28 protein-coding genes and 1 riboswitch are annotated in these 21,594 nt (G+C 57.8%); of the genes, 15 read left to right on the top strand and 13 right to left on the bottom strand.

The genetic code is table 11. The features are described from left to right. Positions 1 to 19: 19 nt before the first annotated feature. The 4 genes from EUU25_RS08140 (at position 20) to EUU25_RS08125 (ending at position 2,586) form a co-directional block, all read left to right on the top strand. On the top strand, positions 20 to 769 hold the full coding sequence (locus tag EUU25_RS08140) for a sterol desaturase family protein (RefSeq protein ID WP_158899950.1): 750 nt from the start codon (positions 20 to 22) through the stop codon (positions 767 to 769). After that, positions 726 to 1,154, top strand: coding sequence for a DUF2141 domain-containing protein (locus EUU25_RS08135; protein WP_246162967.1), 429 nt, complete (start codon positions 726 to 728; stop codon positions 1,152 to 1,154). Before EUU25_RS08140 ends, EUU25_RS08135 begins: the two co-directional genes overlap by 44 nt. A gap of 78 nt (positions 1,155 to 1,232) precedes the next feature. Continuing rightward, entirely contained in the window at positions 1,233 to 2,111 is an 879-nt protein-coding gene (locus EUU25_RS08130) for a MipA/OmpV family protein (RefSeq protein WP_158899946.1), read from the top strand. A gap of 67 nt (positions 2,112 to 2,178) precedes the next feature. Beyond that, positions 2,179 to 2,586 (top strand): hypothetical protein, encoded by a 408-nt coding sequence (locus EUU25_RS08125; protein WP_158899944.1) that lies wholly within the window; start codon positions 2,179 to 2,181, stop codon positions 2,584 to 2,586. Positions 2,587 to 2,594: 8 nt separating this feature from the next. Here the strand turns inward: EUU25_RS08125 and EUU25_RS08120 are convergent, their stop codons facing one another. The 3 genes from EUU25_RS08120 to EUU25_RS08110 all read right to left on the bottom strand — a co-directional run bounded on the left by EUU25_RS08120 (position 2,595) and on the right by EUU25_RS08110 (position 5,768). Then, on the bottom strand, positions 2,595 to 4,346 hold the full coding sequence (locus EUU25_RS08120) for a flotillin family protein (RefSeq protein ID WP_158899942.1): 1,752 nt from the start codon (positions 4,344 to 4,346) through the stop codon (positions 2,595 to 2,597). 6 nt (positions 4,347 to 4,352) lie between these two features. After that, a complete protein-coding gene (locus EUU25_RS08115; protein ID WP_246162966.1) occupies positions 4,353 to 4,988 on the bottom strand; it encodes a YqiJ family protein in 636 nt (211 codons plus the stop codon). Positions 4,989 to 5,084: 96 nt separating this feature from the next. Then, positions 5,085 to 5,768, bottom strand: a complete 684-nt coding sequence (locus tag EUU25_RS08110; RefSeq protein ID WP_158899940.1) for a DUF6445 family protein — start codon at positions 5,766 to 5,768, stop codon at positions 5,085 to 5,087. Between the two features lie 78 nt (positions 5,769 to 5,846). Next, positions 5,847 to 5,952: riboswitch (TPP riboswitch) on the top strand. Between the two features lie 36 nt (positions 5,953 to 5,988). Here EUU25_RS08110 and thiC point away from each other — a divergent pair. After that, complete coding sequence (thiC, locus tag EUU25_RS08105) at positions 5,989 to 7,848, top strand: phosphomethylpyrimidine synthase ThiC (protein WP_158899938.1); 1,860 nt, start codon at positions 5,989 to 5,991, stop codon at positions 7,846 to 7,848. 28 nt (positions 7,849 to 7,876) lie between these two features. Here the strand turns inward: thiC and EUU25_RS08100 are convergent, their stop codons facing one another. Next, entirely contained in the window at positions 7,877 to 8,620 is a 744-nt protein-coding gene (locus EUU25_RS08100; RefSeq protein WP_158899936.1) for a GGDEF domain-containing protein, read from the bottom strand. Positions 8,621 to 8,949: 329 nt separating this feature from the next. Between EUU25_RS08100 and EUU25_RS08095 the strand changes: the two genes are divergently transcribed. Then, on the top strand, positions 8,950 to 9,702 hold the full coding sequence (locus EUU25_RS08095; protein WP_158899928.1) for a DUF3800 domain-containing protein: 753 nt from the start codon (positions 8,950 to 8,952) through the stop codon (positions 9,700 to 9,702). Between the two features lie 317 nt (positions 9,703 to 10,019). Here EUU25_RS08095 and EUU25_RS08090 read toward each other — a convergent pair whose 3' ends face one another. Beyond that, positions 10,020 to 10,514: a YaiI/YqxD family protein gene (locus tag EUU25_RS08090; protein WP_158899926.1), complete on the bottom strand. Its 495-nt coding sequence runs from the start codon at positions 10,512 to 10,514 to the stop codon at positions 10,020 to 10,022. Positions 10,515 to 10,814: 300 nt separating this feature from the next. Between EUU25_RS08090 and EUU25_RS08085 the strand changes: the two genes are divergently transcribed. Then, positions 10,815 to 11,186, top strand: a complete 372-nt coding sequence (locus EUU25_RS08085; protein WP_158899924.1) for a hypothetical protein — start codon at positions 10,815 to 10,817, stop codon at positions 11,184 to 11,186. A 290-nt stretch (positions 11,187 to 11,476) separates the two neighbouring features. After that, positions 11,477 to 12,211, top strand: a complete 735-nt coding sequence (locus EUU25_RS16630) for a hypothetical protein (protein ID WP_158899922.1) — start codon at positions 11,477 to 11,479, stop codon at positions 12,209 to 12,211. A 15-nt stretch (positions 12,212 to 12,226) separates the two neighbouring features. On the opposite strand, the gene EUU25_RS08075 is transcribed toward EUU25_RS16630, so the two are convergent. Further along, the gene (locus EUU25_RS08075; RefSeq protein WP_158899920.1) at positions 12,227 to 12,844 is read right to left on the bottom strand and encodes a hypothetical protein; all 618 of its coding nucleotides are present in this window, start codon (positions 12,842 to 12,844) and stop codon (positions 12,227 to 12,229) included. Positions 12,845 to 12,951: 107 nt separating this feature from the next. Here EUU25_RS08075 and EUU25_RS08070 point away from each other — a divergent pair, with 107 nt between their 5' ends. Next, positions 12,952 to 13,350 carry a hypothetical protein gene (locus EUU25_RS08070; protein ID WP_158899918.1) on the top strand — a complete coding sequence of 133 codons (399 nt, stop codon included), beginning with the start codon at positions 12,952 to 12,954 and terminating at the stop codon, positions 13,348 to 13,350. Between the two features lie 130 nt (positions 13,351 to 13,480). Then, positions 13,481 to 13,771: a hypothetical protein gene (locus tag EUU25_RS08065; RefSeq protein WP_158899916.1), complete on the top strand. Its 291-nt coding sequence runs from the start codon at positions 13,481 to 13,483 to the stop codon at positions 13,769 to 13,771. 36 nt (positions 13,772 to 13,807) lie between these two features. Here the strand turns inward: EUU25_RS08065 and EUU25_RS08060 are convergent, their stop codons facing one another. From EUU25_RS08060 to EUU25_RS16625, 3 genes are all read right to left on the bottom strand, one after another. Then, positions 13,808 to 14,485 (bottom strand): type 1 glutamine amidotransferase domain-containing protein, encoded by a 678-nt coding sequence (locus EUU25_RS08060; protein WP_158899914.1) that lies wholly within the window; start codon positions 14,483 to 14,485, stop codon positions 13,808 to 13,810. 108 nt (positions 14,486 to 14,593) lie between these two features. Beyond that, positions 14,594 to 15,178, bottom strand: a complete 585-nt coding sequence (locus tag EUU25_RS08055; RefSeq protein ID WP_246162963.1) for a lipocalin family protein — start codon at positions 15,176 to 15,178, stop codon at positions 14,594 to 14,596. A 49-nt stretch (positions 15,179 to 15,227) separates the two neighbouring features. Further along, a complete protein-coding gene (locus EUU25_RS16625) occupies positions 15,228 to 15,362 on the bottom strand; it encodes a hypothetical protein (RefSeq protein ID WP_281347009.1) in 135 nt (44 codons plus the stop codon). Positions 15,363 to 15,563: 201 nt separating this feature from the next. Here EUU25_RS16625 and EUU25_RS08050 point away from each other — a divergent pair, with 201 nt between their 5' ends. The 3 genes from EUU25_RS08050 to EUU25_RS08040 all read left to right on the top strand — a co-directional run bounded on the left by EUU25_RS08050 (position 15,564) and on the right by EUU25_RS08040 (position 16,892). Further along, positions 15,564 to 15,944 carry a VOC family protein gene (locus EUU25_RS08050; protein ID WP_158899912.1) on the top strand — a complete coding sequence of 127 codons (381 nt, stop codon included), beginning with the start codon at positions 15,564 to 15,566 and terminating at the stop codon, positions 15,942 to 15,944. A gap of 62 nt (positions 15,945 to 16,006) precedes the next feature. Further along, entirely contained in the window at positions 16,007 to 16,483 is a 477-nt protein-coding gene (locus EUU25_RS08045; RefSeq protein ID WP_158899911.1) for a hemerythrin domain-containing protein, read from the top strand. Positions 16,484 to 16,682: 199 nt separating this feature from the next. Next, positions 16,683 to 16,892 carry a cold-shock protein gene (locus EUU25_RS08040; protein WP_143774912.1) on the top strand — a complete coding sequence of 70 codons (210 nt, stop codon included), beginning with the start codon at positions 16,683 to 16,685 and terminating at the stop codon, positions 16,890 to 16,892. A gap of 55 nt (positions 16,893 to 16,947) precedes the next feature. On the opposite strand, the gene EUU25_RS08035 is transcribed toward EUU25_RS08040, so the two are convergent. The 3 genes from EUU25_RS08035 to EUU25_RS08025 all read right to left on the bottom strand — a co-directional run bounded on the left by EUU25_RS08035 (position 16,948) and on the right by EUU25_RS08025 (position 17,880). Then, positions 16,948 to 17,100 (bottom strand): hypothetical protein, encoded by a 153-nt coding sequence (locus EUU25_RS08035; protein ID WP_158899910.1) that lies wholly within the window; start codon positions 17,098 to 17,100, stop codon positions 16,948 to 16,950. 70 nt (positions 17,101 to 17,170) lie between these two features. After that, on the bottom strand, positions 17,171 to 17,578 hold the full coding sequence (locus EUU25_RS08030) for a DoxX family protein (protein WP_158899909.1): 408 nt from the start codon (positions 17,576 to 17,578) through the stop codon (positions 17,171 to 17,173). Next, positions 17,575 to 17,880: an alkylphosphonate utilization protein gene (locus tag EUU25_RS08025; protein ID WP_158899908.1), complete on the bottom strand. Its 306-nt coding sequence runs from the start codon at positions 17,878 to 17,880 to the stop codon at positions 17,575 to 17,577. The genes EUU25_RS08030 and EUU25_RS08025 overlap by 4 nt, the downstream gene beginning before the upstream one ends. Positions 17,881 to 17,931: 51 nt before the next feature. Here EUU25_RS08025 and EUU25_RS08020 point away from each other — a divergent pair, with 51 nt between their 5' ends. Further along, a complete protein-coding gene (locus EUU25_RS08020; RefSeq protein WP_343032389.1) occupies positions 17,932 to 19,506 on the top strand; it encodes a flavin-containing monooxygenase in 1,575 nt (524 codons plus the stop codon). A 3-nt stretch (positions 19,507 to 19,509) separates the two neighbouring features. On the opposite strand, the gene EUU25_RS08015 is transcribed toward EUU25_RS08020, so the two are convergent. Continuing rightward, positions 19,510 to 20,121 carry a hypothetical protein gene (locus EUU25_RS08015; protein WP_158899907.1) on the bottom strand — a complete coding sequence of 204 codons (612 nt, stop codon included), beginning with the start codon at positions 20,119 to 20,121 and terminating at the stop codon, positions 19,510 to 19,512. Between the two features lie 48 nt (positions 20,122 to 20,169). Here EUU25_RS08015 and EUU25_RS08010 point away from each other — a divergent pair, with 48 nt between their 5' ends. Continuing rightward, positions 20,170 to 21,558, top strand: a complete 1,389-nt coding sequence (locus tag EUU25_RS08010; RefSeq protein WP_158899906.1) for a leucyl aminopeptidase family protein — start codon at positions 20,170 to 20,172, stop codon at positions 21,556 to 21,558. Positions 21,559 to 21,594: the final 36 nt, after the last annotated feature.

Below are 21,594 nucleotides of genomic sequence, written 5' to 3'. Positions count from 1 at the left end.
TGCCGGAGTAAAGGGGGCTATGGAATATAGCCTCCCCATATTGCTTTCCGCGCTGGCGATGACCCTGATCGTGGGCGTTCGCTATCTTCTGGTCAGCGGGGCCTTTGCGTGGGCAACGCGGGTCAGATATCCGAAACTATACGCAGGGCTGGAACCCCAGATGCGCCGCGAAATCGGCTGGAGCCTTGCGAGCGCCGCCATTTACGGCATTCCAGCCGGCATTGTGGCATGGGGCTGGGACAGCCAGGGTTGGACGCTGATCTACCGCAATTGGGCGGACTATCCGCTCTGGTATGTGCCTGTGTCGATATTTCTCTATCTGTTTGCGCATGATACCTGGTTCTATTGGACCCACCGGCTGATGCACCGCCCATGGTGGTTTAAAAAGGCGCATGCTGTCCACCATGAAAGCCGCCCGCCGACCGCGTGGGCGGCGATGTCCTTCCACCCGTGGGAGGCGCTGACCGGCGCGCTTGTTATCCCTATTCTGGTGTTCATCATTCCCATTCATGTTGGCGCAATTGGCGTTGTGCTCTCAGTGATGACGGTTATGGGTGTAACCAACCATATGGGGTGGGAATTGTTTCCCCGATTCATGGTTAACGGGAAATTAGGGAATTGGCTGATAACAGCAACGCATCACCAGAAACATCACGATGCGTATCGGGGGAACTATGGGCTTTACTTTAGGTTTTGGGACAAAATGTGCGGCACCGATCTCGGTCTTGGGGATTGGGGCAGCAGCCCTTCTCGCCGGAACAGCGCTTAACGCCACCGCAACGACCTCCACATTGGATGTGAATGTGCATGGCCTGCGCAGCATGAAGGGCAATGTCCTTGTCTGCGTGACCGCCAACCCGAAATTTTTCCCCGACTGCAGCAAAGACCCCAAAAGCTATCGCGCCAAGGTAGCGGCGCGCGATTCTGAAAATGTCAGCTTTCAGGGCTTGGCCAAAGGCACCTATGCCGTCGCGCTGATCCACGACGAAAATGCCAATAGCAAAATGGACATGGCGGTCTTTCTGCCCAAAGAAGGCTTCGGCTTTTCGCGCAATCCTGCGGTCGTCACCGGCCCGCCCAAATTCAAGGCTGCTGCCTTTGCCGTGGATGCGGATGAAGTCAGCCAGCGGGTTAAAATGAAATATATGCTCTAAGGCCGGTCTCATGCGATAAGCATGGAACCAATTAAGGGGACGGGGTGTTTGTCGCCTTGATAACCGCGGGAGCATTTCATGCCAATTTCCAAGATACTAGCCACGACCTGTGCCCTTTTTGCCTTTGGCCTTAGCCAGGCGGCTTTCGCGCAGGCGCAGGAGGCGGAAAGTTCAAAGGCGGATGCCCCTGATCGTGGCGTTTTTGCCGGAGACTGGCTGACCATCGGTATCGGTGGTGGCTATGGCCCCAGCTACGAAGGTTCCGATGATTATATCCTGTTCCCCGCACCTCTGGCGCAAGGCAGTGTCGGCGGATTTGATTTCGGTGCGCGGGGTCCCGGCCTTTATGTCGATCTGGTGCGTGACACCAATGCCGAAGGAAATGTAAAATTCCTCGCTGGACCGCTGTTCCGGGTGCGTACCGACCGCAATAACAACATCAAGGATAGCGTTGTCCGGTCGCTGGGCAAAGAAGATGTGGCCATCGAAGTCGGCGCAACGGCGGGCGTGTCCTTTTCCAAAGTGCTCAATCCCTATGACAGCCTGTCGCTGTCCACCGATATCCAATGGGACGTCGCCAAGGCACATCGCGGCCGTTTGATCAGCCCGAACATCAGCTATTCCACGCCGCTATCCACCGCGATTTTCACCAACCTCAGCGTGTCGGCGACACATGTCGACGGCAACTACGCCGATACCTATTTCAGCATTGATGCAGCGGGCAGCGCGGCAAGCGGCCTGCCGACATTTGATGCCAAGGGTGGCTGGAAAAGCTACGGCGCATCCCTGCTTGGCGGTGTCGATCTGTCCGGGGACGCGCGCGATGGCGGCTGGGGTGTGTTCGGCCTCGTCAGCTATTCAAAGCTGACGGGTGATGCGAAACGGTCCCCCGTAACATCCATCCGCGGTGATGCGGACCAGTGGTTTCTGGCCGGCGGCATCAGCTACACATTCTGAAACGGGCTTTAACCAGTTGGAAATGGTGATTGGGGCATAGTGCAGCCAAATAAAAAGGGGCTCGCACATGATCCACGAACGCCAAGAAAACCTGCGGACCGACGCCAAAGCTGTCGGATACAGCCGTGAAAGCCGCGCAAGCTGGATAGGATCCAAGCTAGCCCAGACCACGGGAATCGGTATCGACCAGCTCGATGCTGTCCACAATTATATGTGGCTGCGCATCCTGCAAAACAACGCCGCCACCCCCACGGCCACCAATGAGGCAGACCATCTGGCGATGCACATCGTCAAGCTTGCCCTGCTGGCCGAAACCGCAGCAGCCGATGGCGGCCCCAAAGCCGCAATGGCCGCGGTCATGGAAGCAAGTGGAACCGAAGTTGATCCCCTGTTGGCCCAGAATTTCCTGCGGCTGGCCAGTTCCTCCATCTTCTGGATGGCACTGGATTCCGCAGGAAGTGCGCGGGCCGCGTAAGGCGGTCCTTAACCCAGATCCTCCAGATCTTCGTCGATCTCTTCTGCTTCCACCACTTTCGGTTTAGCCGGTCGGCGGCCCTTGGCCTTTGGTAGTTCCGCTTCGTCGGCCATCGCGTCATCTTGCGCAGCCTGATAACCGGTGCCACCCGAAACGAGCTTATCGAGAGATGAGCCATCAAGCCCAAGCTCTTTCATAAGGCCATCGATGACAGGTGCCTGTGCCCGATAGGATAAGGCCGCTGCAACGGCGTCTGTTGCGAGATTCCCGCTGCTGCCATTGCCGGACGCGCCAGAACGTCCGCCGCCATTTTGCGTGATGCCGTCGACCTGTACGATCTTGATCGAATCGATCGCTTCGAGCGGCTTTGCGGATTCGCGAACAACTTCGGGGAGAACCTTGAGCAGGGCCATTTTCGTCTGCAGGGATATCTGGTTAGAAGACAAGATATTGGCGGCTTCGTTGATTGCACGTTGACCGGCGGCCTCCACTTCAAAACGAATGCGAGCGGCTTCTGCACGCAGCTTTTCGGCTTCCGCCTCGCCCTCGGCCGCCATGCGGACAGCTTCGGCGCGGTTCGCGGCCGCTTCTCTTTCGGCTTCGGCTTCGACCTTCACGCTGATCGCCTGACGTTCGGCCTCTTTTGATGCCTCGATCAGTTCGATACGCTTACCGCGCTCGGCGATCTCTGTTTCGCGGGCTGTGGTGACCTGTTCTTCCGCTGCAACAGCCTTTGCTCGAGCATCGTCTGCATCCGCACGGGCCTGGCTTTCTTCGCGCGACTTGTTCTGGACGGCGATCTGTTGCTCCTGACGGGCGATTTCCAAAGCCTGTTCCTGCGCAATCTGCGCTTCCTGCACGGCCCGGTCTGCCTCGATCTGCGCTGAATCAATCTGCTGCTTGGATTTGATCTGGGCGTCCTGCGCCTCTTGGTCGCGCAGTGCTTTTTCACGGGCAACTTCCGAAGCCTGCATCGCGCGGCGGACTTCGACTTCGCGTTCCTGCTCAAGTCGCGCAAATTCATTGTCGCGGCTGATTTCAAAGGAGCGCTTGTCGGCTTCGAGATTTTTGGTCTCGATCTGGACGCGGGTGTCCTGCTCAATGTCGTTACGCGCCTTTTTGCGCAGTTCGATCTGCTCGGTCAGTTTGGTCAGACCTTCGGCGTCAAACGCATTATTGGCGTTGAAATGTTCAATGCTGGTCTGGTCCAAACCGGTCAGCGAGACCGATTCAAGCTCAAGCCCGTTCATGGCCAGATCGCTGGATGAGGCCTGCTGCACCTTCTGCACAAAATCCGCGCGCTGTTCGTGCAGCTCGTTCATGGTCATACCAGCGGCGACCGAGCGCAGGGCGTCAACAAATTTGCCTTCGACCAAGTCCTTCAGCAATTCGGGTTGCATGGTGCGCAAGCCGAGCGTCTGTGCGGCCATCGCCAGTGACTGCGCATCGGGAGCAACGCGCACATAGAATTCCGCCTTCACGTCAATGCGCAACCGGTCGAGCGTGATGAGCGCATCGACATTGTTGCGTTCGACCGCCAACCGGACGGTATTCATATTCACAGGCATTGTTTCATGGAGAACGGGCAACACCAGCGCACCGCCATTCATCACCACTTTTTCGCCGCCCAAGCCTGTCCGGATAAAGGCAATTTCCTTGGTCGCCCGCTTGTACAGGCGGGTGATGACCAGTCCGAAAACGATCAACGTTACCAGAACCATGCCGGCATAAATCAGGGTCGAAATCAAACTCTCGGTCATTATCTTTTATCCTTCCAATCGGGGCAAATGCTGCCCGCCCTGTGAAATTGCTTTAAACAAATCGCCCTCGCGCCGAACAAGCAGCAGCTTTTCACCCGAGGTGAATTGCTGTCCTTCATTGTCCGGTTCAACCATCACAAAATGCGGATGGCCGTGAACATCCAGCACCTTTGCGCGGGCAGGGGAGCCCTTTTTGGCCGTTCCCAAATCCAGAACGGCAAAGCGGCCAACAAGACTGTCGATTGAAACAGCCGTCGTTTCGTCCTTCGGCATGATCCGTCCCAATGGCCGCGCAAGAATTGCCGTAGCGGGCAACGCCGCGAGCGCCGCAGCAGGTGTCGCCAGCCAAGGTGAGAGCAGCATGCCCGTCAGGCCCTGGACAATTTGCTGTCCGGCAAAGCCAATGAGCATGAACATCAAAAGCAGCAGCGCCAGCCAGATCATCAACGGCAAACGCCCCAGTCCCAGAAAGCTGAGCAAGCCGTCAGCAACGCCCGCACCATCCACATCGCCGTCCATATCGCTATCAAGATCGGGGGCGAAATCGGTGAGGCCACTGAACTGCAGGATCATGAGGCCGATCAGCAGAAAGCCCGCCCCGACAAAGGGGAGGTTTTCACTAGCGAACCAAAAATCAAACACTTGCAACCCCTGTTGCCGCGAGATGCGGCCAGAGGATATTGATAGCGGGTCCAGATTCGGTCAATCGGAATCGGAAAGCCGGAGTCCGATTTTGGATCACGCGCCGATCAGGAACATGTTGATCGTCAGACGCCCCTTGTGCGGGTCGGGTGACAGGATGGACGGGTCGGGGATGATGCCCGAGTGCAATTGCCGTCCGCGATAGAGGACCAGCCGGTCCGGCACGGCTTCCACCTCGTCAATCAGTTCGAACCAATCGGTATCGCCATAGCAATAGCGTGCCGGTGGCATGCCATAGGCGCGCTCGTCCTGGGCGAGTGCGGCGTTATAATGGTCCTCCCGCTGGGGCGTTATTGTCTCAAAGCCTGTCCGCCGGTGGCGGTAAAAGGCGGTGCCGCCGCTTTCAGGACCCATCAGATAGTGCATGATCGCGATGACCTCGCCGCCCGCATGATCATAATGGGGGATACGCTGCAACGGGGACAGTTCTGCCTCGTCCTGCGTGACAAGTGAAAAGGTCGAGGCGTCCAGCCGTACGCCTTGGGTAAAGCCGAACACCCGCTGCATGATCTGCATCATCAGGTCGCGCCGCCGGTCGAGATAGCTGGGGTCGGCCCAGGATCGTATGCCGGGATAGGATGCGCCGGCATGCTGGTAGGCCGCGGCATAGCCTGCCTGCAGCAATTCGTCGGCGATCCCGCTAAAGCTGTCGATGACGACCAGCGGCTCACCTTCGCGTCCCATGGCGCGGACGCTGATCTTTGGTTCGGGAAGTTCCATGCCGACGACACATGGGGGAGCAGACGGGTGTTCGTCAACAGCCACCTCTCGACAGCCGGATGGAGAAGGCCTATCACCCCACCATCCCCGGGGAGTCGTGTGACTGAGAGGCAGGTGTAACGCCCTGCGACCCGCTGAACCTGATCCGGTTGACACCGGCGGAGGGAGGGAGCGGTTTCACCCGATGCCGCCCTCGCTCCGGCTTTATGGAGTGAGAGACATGGCAGACATCCCCGCACGCACAGAAATCGGCGTTACCACTGGCCCTATTCGCGGCAGCAAGAAAATCTATGTTGGCGAGCGCCGCGTGGCGATGCGCGAAATCCATCTGGAACCGTCCAGCGGGGAGCAGCCCGTACGTGTGTATGACACCAGCGGTCCCTATACGGACCCCAACGCCCTTATCGACATCAGCGCCGGTCTCCCGGAAATCCGCAAGGATTGGATCCGCGCCCGGGGCGATGTCGAGGAAGTCACCCAACGCGAAGTGCGCCCCGAAGATAATGGCCAACTCGGCCCCGACCGCAGCGGCGGCGTCGCGCCTTTCCCCAATGTCCGCAAGCAGGTGCTGCGCGCCAAGCCGGGCATGAATGTTAGCCAGATGCACTATGCCCGTCGCGGCATCATCACGCCCGAGATGGAATATGTGGCGGAACGCGAAAATCTCGGCCGTGCGCGCCTTGCCGAATATATCCGCGATGGTGAGAGCTTCGGCGCGGAAATCCCCGACTATGTCACCCCCGAATTTGTACGGGACGAAGTGGCACGCGGGCGGGCGATCATCCCCAACAATATCAACCATCCCGAAAGCGAGCCGATGGCCATTGGCCGCAACTTTCTGGTCAAGATCAACGCCAATATCGGCAACAGCGCCGTTGCGTCCGACGTGGCGACCGAGGTGGACAAGATGGTCTGGTCGATCCGCTGGGGCGCGGACACGGTGATGGACCTGTCCACGGGCCGCAATATCCACGACACCCGCGAATGGATCATCCGCAACAGCCCCGTGCCGATCGGCACCGTGCCCATCTATCAGGCGCTGGAAAAGGTCGGCGGCATTGCGGAGGACCTGACCTGGGATATCTTCCGCGATACACTGATCGAACAGGCAGAGCAGGGCGTCGATTATTTCACCATCCACGCAGGGGTCCGCCTGCCTTACGTCCCGCTCGCCGCCAAGCGCGTGACCGGCATCGTGTCGCGCGGCGGCTCCATCATGGCGAAATGGTGCCTTGCCCATCATAAGGAAAGCTTCCTCTACGAACATTTCGACGAGATCACCGAGATCATGAAGGCCTATGACATCGCCTACAGCCTCGGCGACGGGCTGCGTCCCGGATCCATCGCCGACGCCAATGACGAAGCGCAATTTGCCGAGCTCTACACGCTGGGCGAACTCACCCACCGCGCGTGGAAGGAAGACGTGCAGGTCATGATCGAAGGGCCGGGCCATGTGCCCATGCACAAGATCAAGGAGAATATGACCAAGCAGCTCGAAGTCTGCGGCGAGGCACCCTTCTACACATTGGGACCGCTCACCACCGATATCGCGCCGGGCTATGACCATATCACCAGCGGCATCGGCGCCGCGATGATCGGCTGGTACGGCACCGCCATGCTCTGCTACGTCACGCCCAAGGAGCATCTGGGCCTGCCCGACCGCGACGATGTGAAGGTCGGCGTCGTCACCTACAAGCTCGCCGCCCACGCCGCCGACCTCGCCAAGGGCCACCCCGCCGCGAAGGTTCGCGACGATGCGCTCAGCAAGGCGCGGTTTGAGTTCCGCTGGCGCGACCAGTTCAACCTCAGCCTCGACCCCGACACGGCGGAGCAATATCACGACCAGACGCTACCAGCCGAAGGCGCAAAGACCGCGCATTTCTGCAGCATGTGCGGGCCCAAATTCTGCTCGATGAAGATCAGCCAGGAAGTGCGGGAGTTTGCCCGCCTGCAAAACCAACCCGCCACCGAATTCGTCGCGGCCGAAGAGGCCGAGGCCGGCATGGCGGAAATGAGCAAGGTCTATGACGAGACCGGACGCGAACTCTATATGGGCGCTGGGGACAGGGAGCACGACTAGGCCAGCCTAAGCCAGCCGCCCGTAGCTGTTACATCGACAGTTGCAGGCGGTTGCGGCCGGCGTTCTTCGCGGCGTAGAGCGCCATGTCGGCGCGGCTGAGCAGGGTGTCGAGCGTTTCGTCCGGGCGGCTGATGGCAAGCCCGAAGCTCGCCGTCACATGGATCAGCCCCTGCGGCGTGATGAGCGGCATGGCCTCCAGCTGCAGGCGCATCGCCTCGATATGCGCCTTGGCCGCCGTGGCCGCCGCGCCGCGCTCATCGTGGGGGATCGCGAAGAGCAAGCCGAACTCCTCCCCGCCCAAACGGGCGAGCAGGGCCTCTTTGGGGGCGGCACTGCGCAGCACCTCGGCGGCGTGCTTCAACGCATTGTCGCCCCCTGCATGGCCGATCCGGTCGTTGATCTTCTTGAAATGGTCGATGTCGATCATGGCGAGCATATGGCTGCTGCCCGTGCCCAGCCGCGCGGTGGCGGCATCGACAAAGGACCGGCGGTTATGGAGCGCCGTCAACGGATCAAGATGCGCCAGCTTGTCGAGCCGCTCATTCGCCTTTTTCAGCTTCCAGCTTAAAAAAGCGACAAAGCCGTAGGAGGGCGGGGCCACCAGCATCGGAATGATGAACGCCACCATCATGGTCGTGGCATAATCGGCGGTGCCACTGATCTGGAAACTGATATGCGTGGCAACCAGCGACGCGATGACGGAAAAGGCAACGACGCCTATCCCCGTCAAAACCAGCCTCACCTTGGTCGCCGCGATATTCATCTCATCCATAGCACCACTAAACGACCGCCCGTCCCTATCTTTGATAGGGGAGGCGGATGTTTATGATGCAGGGGGAATGATTAAGATTTTGGGTGGTTGGTTGGGGGTGGGGTGGAGGAGGCCGAGGCCGGTACGCTCTAATTTGGAATCCTTATCACGTAATTCGTCGTCAGTATGAGAAAGGCAAAGTGCCAGATCGCTTCTGGAATGCACTTATAATGCATGCAGCGGAAATTGGGGCGCCAGATCTCGAAGAAGATATGCCTGACTTGCCAAGTAGTTGGAAAAAGATAAAAAAGTGATTACGAGGTCGGTATCGGGCAAAGTGAGTTAGAGAAATGTACTTGATGTATGTAGACGAAAGCGGCGACACTGGGCTGGTAAATTCACCGTCGCCTTTTTTCTGTCTTAGCGGAATAGTCGTTCATGAAAAGAGATGGCGAGATTTTGTCAATCGCCTCATTGCGTTCAGGAAAACGCTCAATTCAGTTTATGGACTGCCCGTACGAACGGAACTGCACGCATCGGAGTACATCCGTAGCCCAATCCATGGCCTTGCTAAATTCGACCGTTTGTCGATCTTGCGTAATACAATCGATGAGCTGGCGAAGACGCCAGACATTCTCATTACCAACGTGGTTGTCGATAAAAGTTCCAAGACGGCAGGCTATGACGTGTTCCAGAACGCTTGGGGAACATTGTTTCAGCGCTTTGAAAATACGTTGCTGCATGGAAACTTTCCTGGCGGATTTAAAGACGACTATGGCTTGGTGCTAACGGACGCGACTGCAGGTGAAAAGCTGTCTCGTATGGTTCGCCGAATGGCCGTTTACAATCCAATCCCGAGTTCTTTTGGCGCAGCTGCGAGGAATATCCCAATTGTCCGCGTCATCGAAGATCCTCACGGTAAAGATTCTAAAAGCTCTCTACCTGTCCAAATGGCAGATGTTTGCGCCTATTTTCTCCATCAACGCTTCAGACCGAACTCTTACGTTAAAAGAAAAAAGGCTGATCGATATTTCGACCGCCTGATGCCGGTTCTCAATGTGAGTGCTAGTAGGTTCGACCCTCTGGGAATCGTCAAGTTGTGAGTGATAAAAACAATTAGGGCGGGCGGCTTTCGCCACCCGCCGGGTCAGTCCTAATCCATGGTTGAGCCATGTTTCAGACCGTGTCTAATATGGCTTATATTTCCCAAGAAGTCAAGGTTGCAAGCATGTCGGCTGCAAACTGCAGGGGCTTGCCACTAATCACCAACCCCAAGGCACCAACTTCTCCACTAACCGCTGCGGCTCGCCCGCTGTCGTGTGCTCCGCGACCACCTCATGATGGCTGGTGTCTGCTCCCAAGCAGCACGCGCCTCTCACCGCGTCCCTTAAATTCCTGGGACAGCACACTAATCAGACCCTCACCCCAACCGCACCAACGCCTCATCCAACGCCTGCAAAAATCGTGACCGGTCCGCTTTGGCAAACGGCGCCGGGCCTCCGGTGATGCCGTCCATTCCGGCGCGCAGGTCGGCCATGATGGCGCGGGTGGCGATGGCGCTGCCGATGGAGGCGCTGGTGAACGGCTTGCCATTATTGCCGATGACGACCGCCCCTGCCTTCAGGCAGCGGTCCGCCAGCAATATGTCGGCGGTGATCACGATGCTCCGCCCGTCCGCCTGCTCCGCAATCCAGTCATCCGCCGCGTCGAAACTGTCTGATACGATATGCCGGGTAATCAGCGGATGGTCGGGCATGCGAAAGCGCGCGTTGCTGACCAGCACGACGGGCACATTGCGACGCCAGGCGACCTTGTAAATCTCCTCCTTCACCGGACAGGCGTCGGCATCGACCAATATGCGGGGCGATAAGGGCGGGGAGCTATGGGGCAGGGGATTGGGGCTATCGGACGTCATGTGCTGTTCGGGGGGTATATAGCAATTACGTCCCCGGCACCACGGGTGCGTTCGGGTTGGTTGGTGGGCAGGGTGGCGGAGCGCGCGCACTCCCCCTCTCCACTTCGTCTAACGGCTGAAGCCGTAAGACTTCGTACCTCTCCCCTGAAGGGGAGAGGATACGGAGCCTTGGCCGACAGGCCTAGGCGGAGTTGGAGAGGGGCTTGGCGGTGAGGGGAAAAAGCAAAAAGGCGCTTCCCAAATGATTTTTCCTGCGGCTATGTTTTGCGCCGAACTTGGCAATGCAATGGGGGTTGCAGGATGAAGGGGTATGTTTGGGCAGGGGTTTTGGCGTTGGGCGTTTTGGGCTCGACGCCGTCTGCTGTGGCACAGGGGCGCAGTTTCTATCTGATGCAGTATAATTCCACCGTCACCGAAATGAACAGGGTGGTCGACCGGATCAATTCGCTGAAAACCGATATCAAGACGGAGAAGGATTTCACCCGCGGCTGCTCGATGCTCGGCAGCCTGATCTCCGATATGAAAGAGGCGCAGATTCTGACCGAACGGCTGGCGGACTATGCTTATCAGCTCGACGATATGGACGGCCACCGGCAGGCTGTGGACCGGCATAATGCCTATCTGGAAGAGCGGCATTATTGGGAAGAGCAGCGGGACCGGATGTGTAAATAGGGGTGAGGGCGTGGGGCGCGTGACGCGTTACTGATAGAAATCCGCCATCAACACCGTCACCCTGAGCTTGTTTCAGGGTCTTAGTCAGCGACGTCGAAAATTAAGACCCTGAAACAAGTTCAGGGTGACGGGGATGTTCCCGGTGGCGGAGTTGGAGAGGGGTTCGGCGGTGAAGGAGCGCACTACCTCCCCCGCCCAATACCAGTCCATTTTGGTTTCATCTCCGCTTGCCAACAATATCTATGCCTATAACTTTGAGTCGACCACTACGTCTGGGGGAAGACAGTTAGATGGAAAATCGCATTGTCGAGATTGCGCGTAAAAAGGCGCAGAAAAACACGGGTAAAGGTCGGCAGGCCGACTGGAAAAGCCGAGACACCAATCCCGCTTTCTTTGTCCGCGCCGATGCCATTCGTCCGCCCACTTTTCCACCTGATATCAAGCTTGAACGGCGCTCTCTTCCGACCGATTCCGGAACCGCGCTGATCATCCCTCTGCCTTTGCGGGCCGTCACATCTTCGGCCGTCGCGCTGAAACCCGCAAAGCCTGCGTCCAAGTCCAAAAAGACGCGCACCGCCGCCAAATCCAAATCTACCGCCGCAAAGCCCAGGGTCGCAAAACCTGCGGTACACAAGAAGACAGCCAAAAAGGCTGCCCCCCGAAAACCCCGCGCGAAGAAAACGGATGAACTTCGCGCGGGGGCAGAACCCCTTGTCATGGCGATCACGCCGCCCGCCACCGCAATCGCTGCGCCTGCGGTTGCCGATATGGCTTTACCGCTCCCGCAGCCCGTGGCGATGCCGGATGACCGGACCCCGCTGCCCCGTGCACGGGCGGTTGCGGTCTACCGGAAAAACAATTTGCTGGATGTTGTCGGCTATTGGATGCGGACACGGGTGTCGGACATCGCCAAGATGTTCGCGCCGCGCCCGAAAACGCGCAAGCGCGTGCCCAAAATGGCGGATCTGATCGCGGAAAACACCGCGCTACGTCAGGAAATCGCCCGCCTGCGCGCGCTGCAATAACGCCCCTTCAGGACGTTACCAGCCCCATGGCGTGGGCGGCGCATCGACCGTCTGCGTCAGGTCGAACTCCACCCGGAACAGACGCGCCGTCGGCCCCGCCGGACGGCGCAGCTCATAGACGAAAACGGGTTTGGCGTCGCGCGCGTCGCTGACCTCCACGCTCCACACATTGGTCACCGAACGGTCCAGTCCGATGGCGCGGAAATTTGCGATGCTTTCGGCGTCGACGGGAAAATCCTGCCGCCCCGCTGTTCCGCTTGCCGCCGTGTCGCCGCCATACATCGTGACTTTGTCGGCGCTGCCATCTTCATGCCGGTGGTCATGCTTCAGCCGCAGGCCCGTGCCTGTGCGGGTTATGACCCAGGTGCGGCTGCGGTCGGTGCCGACATGGAAGGGGATTTCGATCCGGTCGCGGGCGCAGCTGCGCACATGCATGACAAGCGGCTTGCCCGCCATATCGGCGTCCGCCCCGGCGGGTTCGCTGCCCATGATGCGTCCGGCAAAGGCCTTGCCGCACAGCGCCGACAGGCGTTCCATGAACGCAGCCTGCGAGTCGGGCGCGGCTGCAGGGGTGGTGGCGCATCCGGCAAGCAGGGCGGTGGCGATGGCAGGGGCAAGGATTTTATGAAGCATGGCGCATCCTAACGCCGCACGGGCGCGGCGCAAGCGGGGATGGGGGGCGCACCAACTTCCAATTACAACTTTCCTACATGGGTATTTCTGTGGCTTTCTGGGGGCCTATGGAACAGGATACTTCACCCCAAAACGGGCCGGATGAAACCGGCGACCGTTTCGACTTCACCCCCGTACCTTTGCAGCGCAGCCGTTATGACGGCTGGACGCCACTGGTGCAGAAACGTTTCATCCATGCGCTGTCGGTCATGGGCTCGGTCGGGGCTGCGTGCCGGGCGGTGGGCAGGGGGCGGGTGTCGGCCTATCGCTTGCGCGAACGCGAGGGCGCGGAAAGCTTTGCCGATGCGTGGGATGCGGCGCTGGAGGCCGGGCAGGACCGGCAGTATAATTATCTGCTCGACCGGGCGGTCAACGGCGTGACGACGGTGCGCGTGCTGCGCGGCGGGTCGGTGTCGGTGGAGGGCGGGCCGGACATGGCGCTGCTGCGCGGGGCGCTTGCGCGTTAATTTAAAGATACAAAGGATACAGTTTCAGTGCCGTTTTGCGTGTCTTTTGTATCTTTAGATAAAGCTTCTTGCCCCCCAAGGGGTAGAGGGTCATAAAGGCAAACAATCATTGGAAAGTTCAACAGGTACCATGCGCAAGAAAAATAATCCCAACTGGTTCAGTATTGGAATGGACGCATGGGCACTGGCGGCGGAATCGAACATGGTCATCGCAATGCGCATGGGCGCGCTCGCCTTTGGCGGACCTTCTGCGGTTAAAGAGGCAGAGCGTATGGTGGCCGAGAAGGTGTCTGCCAATATGGCACTCGGCGCGGACTTGCTGACCGGAAAGCTTGGCACCAGCCCTGAACAGATCGTCAGCGGCAGTATCGCCCATTATTCGCGGCGGGTCACGGCGAACCGGCGGCGTTTGGGCTGGTAAGCGGGTGGCGCGCCGTTGCCGACGCGCCCACCATTATCAGCCGAGTTTGGCAAGCAGGCGCTCGGCCGCCTCTTCCGAAGAGGCCGGGTTCTGACCGGTGATCAGCAGGCCGTCTTCAACGACATGCACCGCCCAGTCATCGCCGCGGCTATATTCGCCGCCCTGTTCTTTCAGGGTGTCTTCCAACAGGAAGGGGACAATATCGCTCAGGCCGACGGCGTCTTCCTCACTGTTTGAAAAGCCGGTGACGCTTTTGCCCTTCACCAATGGTGTGCCATCGGCGTTTTTGACATTCTTCAACGCGGCCGGGGCATGGCAAACGGCGGCAACAGGCTTGTTGGCGGCAAGGGCGTCCTGGATCAGAGCGATCGAGTCGCTGTCATTCGCCAGGTCCCACATCGGGCCATGACCACCGGGATAGAAGACGCCGTCATAGGCCGAAATGTCGATCTCGGAAAGCTTTTGGGTCGCGGCAAGCTGCGCATTGGCCTCGAGATCAGCCTTGAAGCGTTCGGTCGCCGGCGTCTGCGCATCGGGCGCATCGCTCTTGGGATCCAGCGGCGGCTGCCCGCCTTTGGGAGAGGCGAGGGTAATCGTCGCTCCAGCGTCGCGGAACACATAATAAGGCGCGGCGAACTCTTCCAGCCAGAAGCCAGTCTTCTTGCCCGTATCGCCCAGTTGATCGTGGGAGGTCAGTATCATTAGGATATTCATAAGCTCGTGTCTTTCATCCAAGGGGAAAGGATGCGCGGATTAACCGGCTTCGGGAGCAACTTGCGGCGGTTGGTTTGGTTCCCTCGCGCCGCCGGGTGGATGGCAAACTCAATGCTTCGTCAGGCGAACCAGTGACCAGTCATAACCGAGATCCTGAACCCGCGCCTTCAACAGAGCGGTCGTGCGTTCATCGGGTTTGGGCGTCCGGGTCAGCATCCACAAATAGCGACCGCTGGGTTCGCCGACGATCGACCAGCTATAGTCATCGGCATGGTCAAGCACCCAATAGTCGCCGTAAAACGGACCGAAGAAGGAGACCTTGAGCTTTGCGCCGCGGCTGTTTTCAACGACCTTGGCCTTACCCTCTGCCCTGGAGAGCTTTCCGTCGACCGCACCTTTGTGGCAGCTGTTCAAAACGCTCACTGCGCCATCGGGACGCAGGGCATATTCGGCGGTGACCGCTTCGCAGCCTTTCTGGAAACCGGCTTCATAGCGGCCATATTCAAACCAACGGCCAAGATAGCGGTCCAGTTCGACCGATTTGGCGGGTTCGGGAACGGCTTTGTTACCCACCGGCCCCCGCTGCATTGCTGCGCACCCTGCCAAGAGGAGGGCTCCGCCGACCAGCGCGAGGCTGACCGGGATCAACCTTGAGGAGGTTGCAGGCATGGCGGACGAATTTTTCTTGGTCATAGCGGGTCTCCGACGAAGGATTGAAGTGTTCGACTTTTGCATCATTTTATCAAGGCCGGGGGCTCTGTCCGGCATCGCGGCGGAGTTTGGCGGCCCGTTTTCTTTGCAGCATCACTAAACCGAGAATTGCGAAGGACGCCATGAGCGCGATGAGCGCATAGGCAATTATCAAGCGGGTTTCCATTGGATGTTTCCTGAAGCGACTTACCCCAAGACATAGAGGAGCGCAGTGTAATGAATACAAGTTACACGCACCAACTCCTCCGTCGTTGCAATAGTTCCATTTTGTCCGCCCAAATGCCGAAATCACCCATTTAGGCGATAGACCTGAAAGCAAATCCGATGCAGTTTAACCCCCTGTTGTCTTCATGGAGGTAGTTTGGATATGGCACGCATATTGGGCCTAGGGGGCCTCTTTTTCAAATCGGCCGATCCGGCCTCAATGCGCGAATGGTATTCCCGCGTTCTGGGTATGCCGGTCGATGAATGGGGTGCATTTTTCACGCCGGATGCCGCCGCGGCGCATCCCGGAGCCGGGACGGTTTTCTCGCCTTTTGGGGCTGATACGGACTATTTTGCACCATCGGAAAAAGAGTTCATGTTCAACCTGATGGTGGACGATCTGGATGGCGTTCTGGCCCGTTGCGCCGAACACGGGGTTACTCCGGTCAAAACCTTTCCAGAGGAAGCCAATGGGCGTTTTGCACACATCATGGACCCAGAGGGCCGAAAGGTCGAGCTGTGGGAACCAAAGCCCATGGAGTAAATGGAACTCGGGAACCCGGGAGCGATTTCAGCGTTATGTCGGAAATCCAACGGGAGGCCTGAATGACCGACATCTTTTCCATATTAAAATCCGATCATGATCTGCATCGTGCCATGCTTGCGAAAATCGCGGAAACCAGTGGCGATACGGCGGAGCGGCGCGATCTTTTTGAAGCTTTCCGAATTGAGGTAACCGCGCATGCTGCGGCAGAAGAGCAGTCGCTATACGCCACGATGCTAGGCGACCCTGATCTTCAGGATGACGGCCGCCATTCGGTTGCTGAGCATAAGGAGATCGACGATCTTCTGGGCGAATTGCAGGATACGGACATGGCGACCGGAGCATGGCTGACCAAGTTTAAGGAAATGCGCCACCGGTATGAGCATCATATCGAGGAAGAGGAAGAAGAGATGTTTCCTGCGGCGCAGGAGCAGTTAAGCAAGGCCAAAGCAAAAGAGTTGGGGGCCAAATTCGACCGCCGCAAACCCGCCGAGCTCGAAGTGGCCGAAGCCAGCAATAATGGCGATGATAAGGATTAGTTTGGGTTTTGGACGGTTCCGGTTTGCTAAATAGCGGAAAAGAGCGTATGTGAAGGTTTGCTATCGTCGACCGCGACGGAATTTGAGGCGCGTGTCTGGCGATTTAGTTGGCTCCGCGCAAACGCTTTCCTACCACGACTTGGCTTCCCATGTGGCGCTGTTGCGACATGGTCACCTGTTTCGTGAAAGGAACATCAATATGCCTACTGGCACCGTAAAATTCTTCAATGCCGACAAAGGCTATGGCTTTATTGCTCCCGATGGTGGCGGCGATGACAGCTTCGTGCACATCTCGGCTGTTCAGGCTGCCGGCATGCACTCGCTCGATAAAGAGCAGCGCGTAAATTACGAAGTCGAAGTCGGCCGCAATGGCAAGGCATCGGCTGTGAACCTGTCGCAAGCCGATTGATTTCACACAAGATTGAACGAAAAAGGGCCGCTTTAAAGCGGCCCTTTTTTTGTGATCAGTTCAAGATCGCGCCGGTCATCCACATGAATGACAAGGCAATTATCGCCAAAAACAAAGAGATGGCTAGGACATAGCGAACCCCTTGGTTCTTGATTCCGCCGCTGGCTTCTTCTGCGGTCACATCGATTTTATCGCCATCTTTGTGCATGAATATAACTCCTGCTCTGGCTAGTCAGCATCATCGCTGCTGTCCGAGAAGGGTATAACACAAAAACGGGTCAGCTTGTTTCACGAAATGGCCAATTAATGACCGCGCCTACCCACAGCGCGAGCCAGATGAACACCGGTTGGAATGCAAGCCGTGGTCCATGATAAGCCCAACTCATATGGGTCCCGCCGATGGCGATATCGTTCAGGGCATGGTTGAAATTGGCTGGCCAGACGCACAGCGCATAAAGCGCCAAGCCAATTCCGGCGGCCTTGCGGAATCTAGGAATTAAAAGGCCCAAAGCACCGGCAATCTCTGCCACGCCGGTCAGGAATACAACCATTGCGGGGAAGGGCACCCAAGCGGGCGTAATGGCCAAAAACCCGGTCGGAGACCGTAGGTGCGCGACGCCAGCGGCAAAGTAAAAGAGTGCCACGATGATACGAAGCGCCGTCCGGATTTTTGCCGTGCGGCTCATCTTTTGCGGACAAACTCGGCACGCAGAACCAAGCCCTTAATGCCCTCGAACTTGCAATCAATTTCCTGCGGGTCGCCTGTCAGCCGTATCGACTTGATTAGTGTCCCGCGCTTCAGCGTTTGTCCGGCGCCTTTGACCGTCAGATCCTTTATCAGTGTAACCTGATCACCATCCGCCAATATATTCCCGACGGCATCACGCACTTCCACTGCACCGCTGGTGGCGGCGCGCTCACGGGCGTCAGCCGCGCTTATCCATTCGCCCGATGCTTCGTCATAAACATAATCTTCGTCGTCGCTCATGTGCCGATCCTGCCTTGTAGCGCCGCCGTAATATTTCGGCGGAGCGCATTAATGTCCTTTGCAATTTGCAACCATGTAAGTAAGATTTTCTACAAGAGCGGAGAGATGAGGATGGCGCAAGTGGAAACAACCGTAGATGTATTGATCGTAGGCGCAGGTTTATCAGGTATCGGCGCCGCGGCGCATTTGACGATGCAGTGCCCGAACAAGAGCTATGCGATTGTGGAGCAGCGCCAGGATATGGGTGGGACATGGGACTTGTTCCGCTATCCCGGCATTCGTTCCGACTCTGACATGCACACGCTTGGTTATCGGTTCAAACCATGGCTACATGAAAAGACGATTGCCGACGGTCCGTCCATCCACGAATATATCCATGAAACCGCAGCTGAATTCGGGATCACGCCCCAAATCCATTTTGGCCATCGGGTCCTTTCCGCCAATTGGTCGAGCGCCGATGGACGCTGGCATGTAACTGCCAAAGCCGTCGATGGCAGTGCCGAGCGTCATTTTGCGGCGCGCTTCTTGTTCATGTGCGCCGGCTATTATGATTATGACGAGGGATACCGTCCCGAATTTCCCGGCGAGAAAAACTTCAAAGGCCAGATCATCCATCCGCAACATTGGCCCGAGGGTCTTGAATATGCGGGGAAGAAGGTCGTCGTAATCGGCTCTGGTGCAACGGCGGTCACCATCGTTCCGGTCATGGCGGAAGAGGGTGCCGACGTAACGATGTTGCAGCGTTCTCCCACCTATATGGTGTCGCGCCCGGCGCGGGACCCCTTTGCCAATAACTTAAGGAAATTCCTGCCGGAAAAGCTGGCCTATGCCATCACCCGGTGGAAGAATATCAACCATCAGCGGTTCACCTATTGGTATGCCCGCCGTAGTCCGGCGAAACTGGGCGAAAAACTTGTGGACATGGCCCGGCAGGAACTGCCGGAAACCATTGATGTCGATAAGCACTTCGTTCCAAAATATGGTCCTTGGGAACAGCGTCTTTGCCTCGTGCCGGACAGTGACATGTTTAAAGCCATTTCATCCGGCAAGGCGAAGGTTGTGACCGACCATATCGACAAGTTCACCAAGACCGGTATCCAGTTGAAGTCGGGCGAGCATCTCGACGCCGACATCATCGTGACGGCTACGGGTCTTAATCTTGTGACCATGGGTAAAACGGCGATCAGCATTGACGGTGCGCCAGTCAATTTTGGCGAGCATTTCAACTACAAGGGCGTGATGTTCAACGACATTCCCAATCTCGCCAGTGTATTCGGCTATATCAATGCGTCCTGGACGCTGAAGACCGATATCGTCGCGGACTATGTCTGCCGTCTTTTGTGGAAAATGGACGACAAGAATATGACGGTCGCGACTCCGCATCTGGACGATGCGAATATGCCGCGGTTGCCATTCGTATCCGATTTCAGCTCAGGCTATTTTGCCCGCTCGTTCGACAAATTGCCGAAAAATGGGGATCGCCATCCGTGGCGAGTGCTGCAGGATTATAAGGCAGAGAAAAAGATACTTTCCGAAGACCCTGTCGACGATGGTGTCATGGTGTTTTCAAACCCTGCCGCTGCCGCCCGCAAAGAGGAGCCGGAAACACTACTCGCTGCCGAATGACGGTTAGTCCGCGTCGCGGACAGTTGAAGCGACACGGCGTGTTTCCTGCACCGCATCCGGTGCAATCAAATGCGTGCGCCGCTTCACGATCCAGATCAGCAGCGCAAGGCCGAGCAATGCGCTTATGGTAATGGCGACCATCAGCCAGTTGGTAAAAGTACGCATTTGCTTTGCGTGGGCCAGCAGGGGCGGTGGTTCCTTAGCTTCCTTTACATCCCAATATTCAATTTCGAATGCCCCGCGCTCGGGCCGGTACATACGGATTTCGGCGCTAACCCATTTTTTGCCATCCTGCGCGATATAGGTCACGCTAATCTCATCCTTGTTCGGGCCAAAGGTTTCCTGTTTGGGGACATAAAGGGCAGGCACCAGAGGCGGCGCCTTTTTCAAAAGTGCCGACATCTCGGCAAATTGCACACGGCTGTCGTCGACGAAGGCGGGCGCGATATGCTTTTCGGCCATTTTCTGGTCGCCACGTTTGACGGCTGCAATCAGGGGATCGGAAATCGCTGCCACGTCGGTGGGAAGATTTACCTTGTCGATGTCATCGGACATGCAGGACGTTAGCCCGAAAAAAGACGCTACCAGCGCGACGGCAAGAAAAATGCGAGCCATTTCTGAAAATTCTCCCCTTCATACCCCTTTGCCGCTAACGGGGATGTCATGCGTTATGACGATTTGATCCAGCCTGACAACGGCCAACCTGCCATCCCCATCCAATTAATCGAAAAGACCGGCTTCGAGACTTGGATTGCCGCGCAACCCGATGCTGTTCGCACCGCAACCAAAGCGCAGAAATTCGATGGCAGCACAGGCGATATCGCCATTTTGCCCGGCGAGAAACCCGGGGAATGGTCTGTAGTGGCAGGCGTAGCGGACACCCGGAAAATGGCGTTGTGGTCGTTGGCCAAGCTCGCGGACAGCCTGCCCGAGGGGACGTATCGTTTAACCGATGTAGACGCGGGCGACGCCATGGTGGGCTGGATGCTCGGCCACTACCGGTATCAGGAATATTTGAGCGATCCTAAAATCACTGGCGTGCGGGTGTTGCTGGTGAAAGAGCCGGGGCGCATTGCGGGCGCGGCCTTGCAAGCAGCGGCCACCGCACTGGTTCGCGACCTTATCAACCGGCCGGCGGCAGATATGGGGCCCAGCGCGCTCGAAGCCGAGGCCAGAAGGGTCGGCAAAGCATATAAGGCCGATATTACCGTGACATCCGGGGATGCGCTGGAGTCCGGCTATCCGCTTATTCATGCCGTCGGCAAAGCGGCGATGCGGGAACATGCACCGCGTCTGATCGAGCTTAGCTGGGGAGATGACCGGCATCCCCGTATCGCGATTGTCGGCAAGGGAATCACATTCGACAGTGGTGGGTTGGACATCAAACCTGCCAGCGGCATGCGGATCATGAAAAAGGACATGGGGGGCGCTGCACATGCCTTGGCGCTTGCCGAAATGGTTATGGCAGCGCATCTTCCGGTCCGGTTGCACATGCTGATCGCTGCTGCGGAAAACAGCATTTCGGGTAATGCTTTTCGCCCCGGTGATGTTATCAAAAGCCGTAAGGGGATTACCGTCGAGATTGACAACACGGATGCCGAAGGCCGGCTGGTGCTTGCCGATGCCTTGACCAAGGCGATCGAGGACAAACCGGAGTTCATCGTCGATTTCGCGACACTGACCGGAGCCGCACGGACAGCATTGGGGCCTGATTTGCCCGCCATGTTCAGCAATCAGGACGATGTTGCAGACAATCTGCTTTCGGCATCCAAGGCCGTCCATGATCCACTATGGCGTATGCCATTATGGGCGCCCTATTCGGAAATGCTCGACAGCGACATTGCCGATACCGCCAATAGCGGCGGCAGCTTTGCAGGGGCGGTGACAGCCGCATTGTTCATGCAGAAGTTCATTCCCGATGATACACCCTGGGTGCATCTGGATACCTTCGCCTGGCGGCCAACAAGCAAGCCGGGGCGGCCGAAAGGTGGCGAGGCCTTAGGGTTGCGGGCGGTGTTTCGTTATTTGACGGACACTTATCCCGTCCGCTAAGAGCAGTGCTGCAATAACATTGTCGCGTTGGCACAT

Origin of the sequence: Sphingorhabdus lacus, assembly GCF_009768975.1 — a bacterium.
GTDB classification, from domain to species: domain Bacteria; phylum Pseudomonadota; class Alphaproteobacteria; order Sphingomonadales; family Sphingomonadaceae; genus Sphingorhabdus_B; species Sphingorhabdus_B lacus.
The sequence above is the reverse complement of the archived record's forward strand: the minus strand, read 5'-3'. Positions and strand labels throughout refer to the sequence as shown.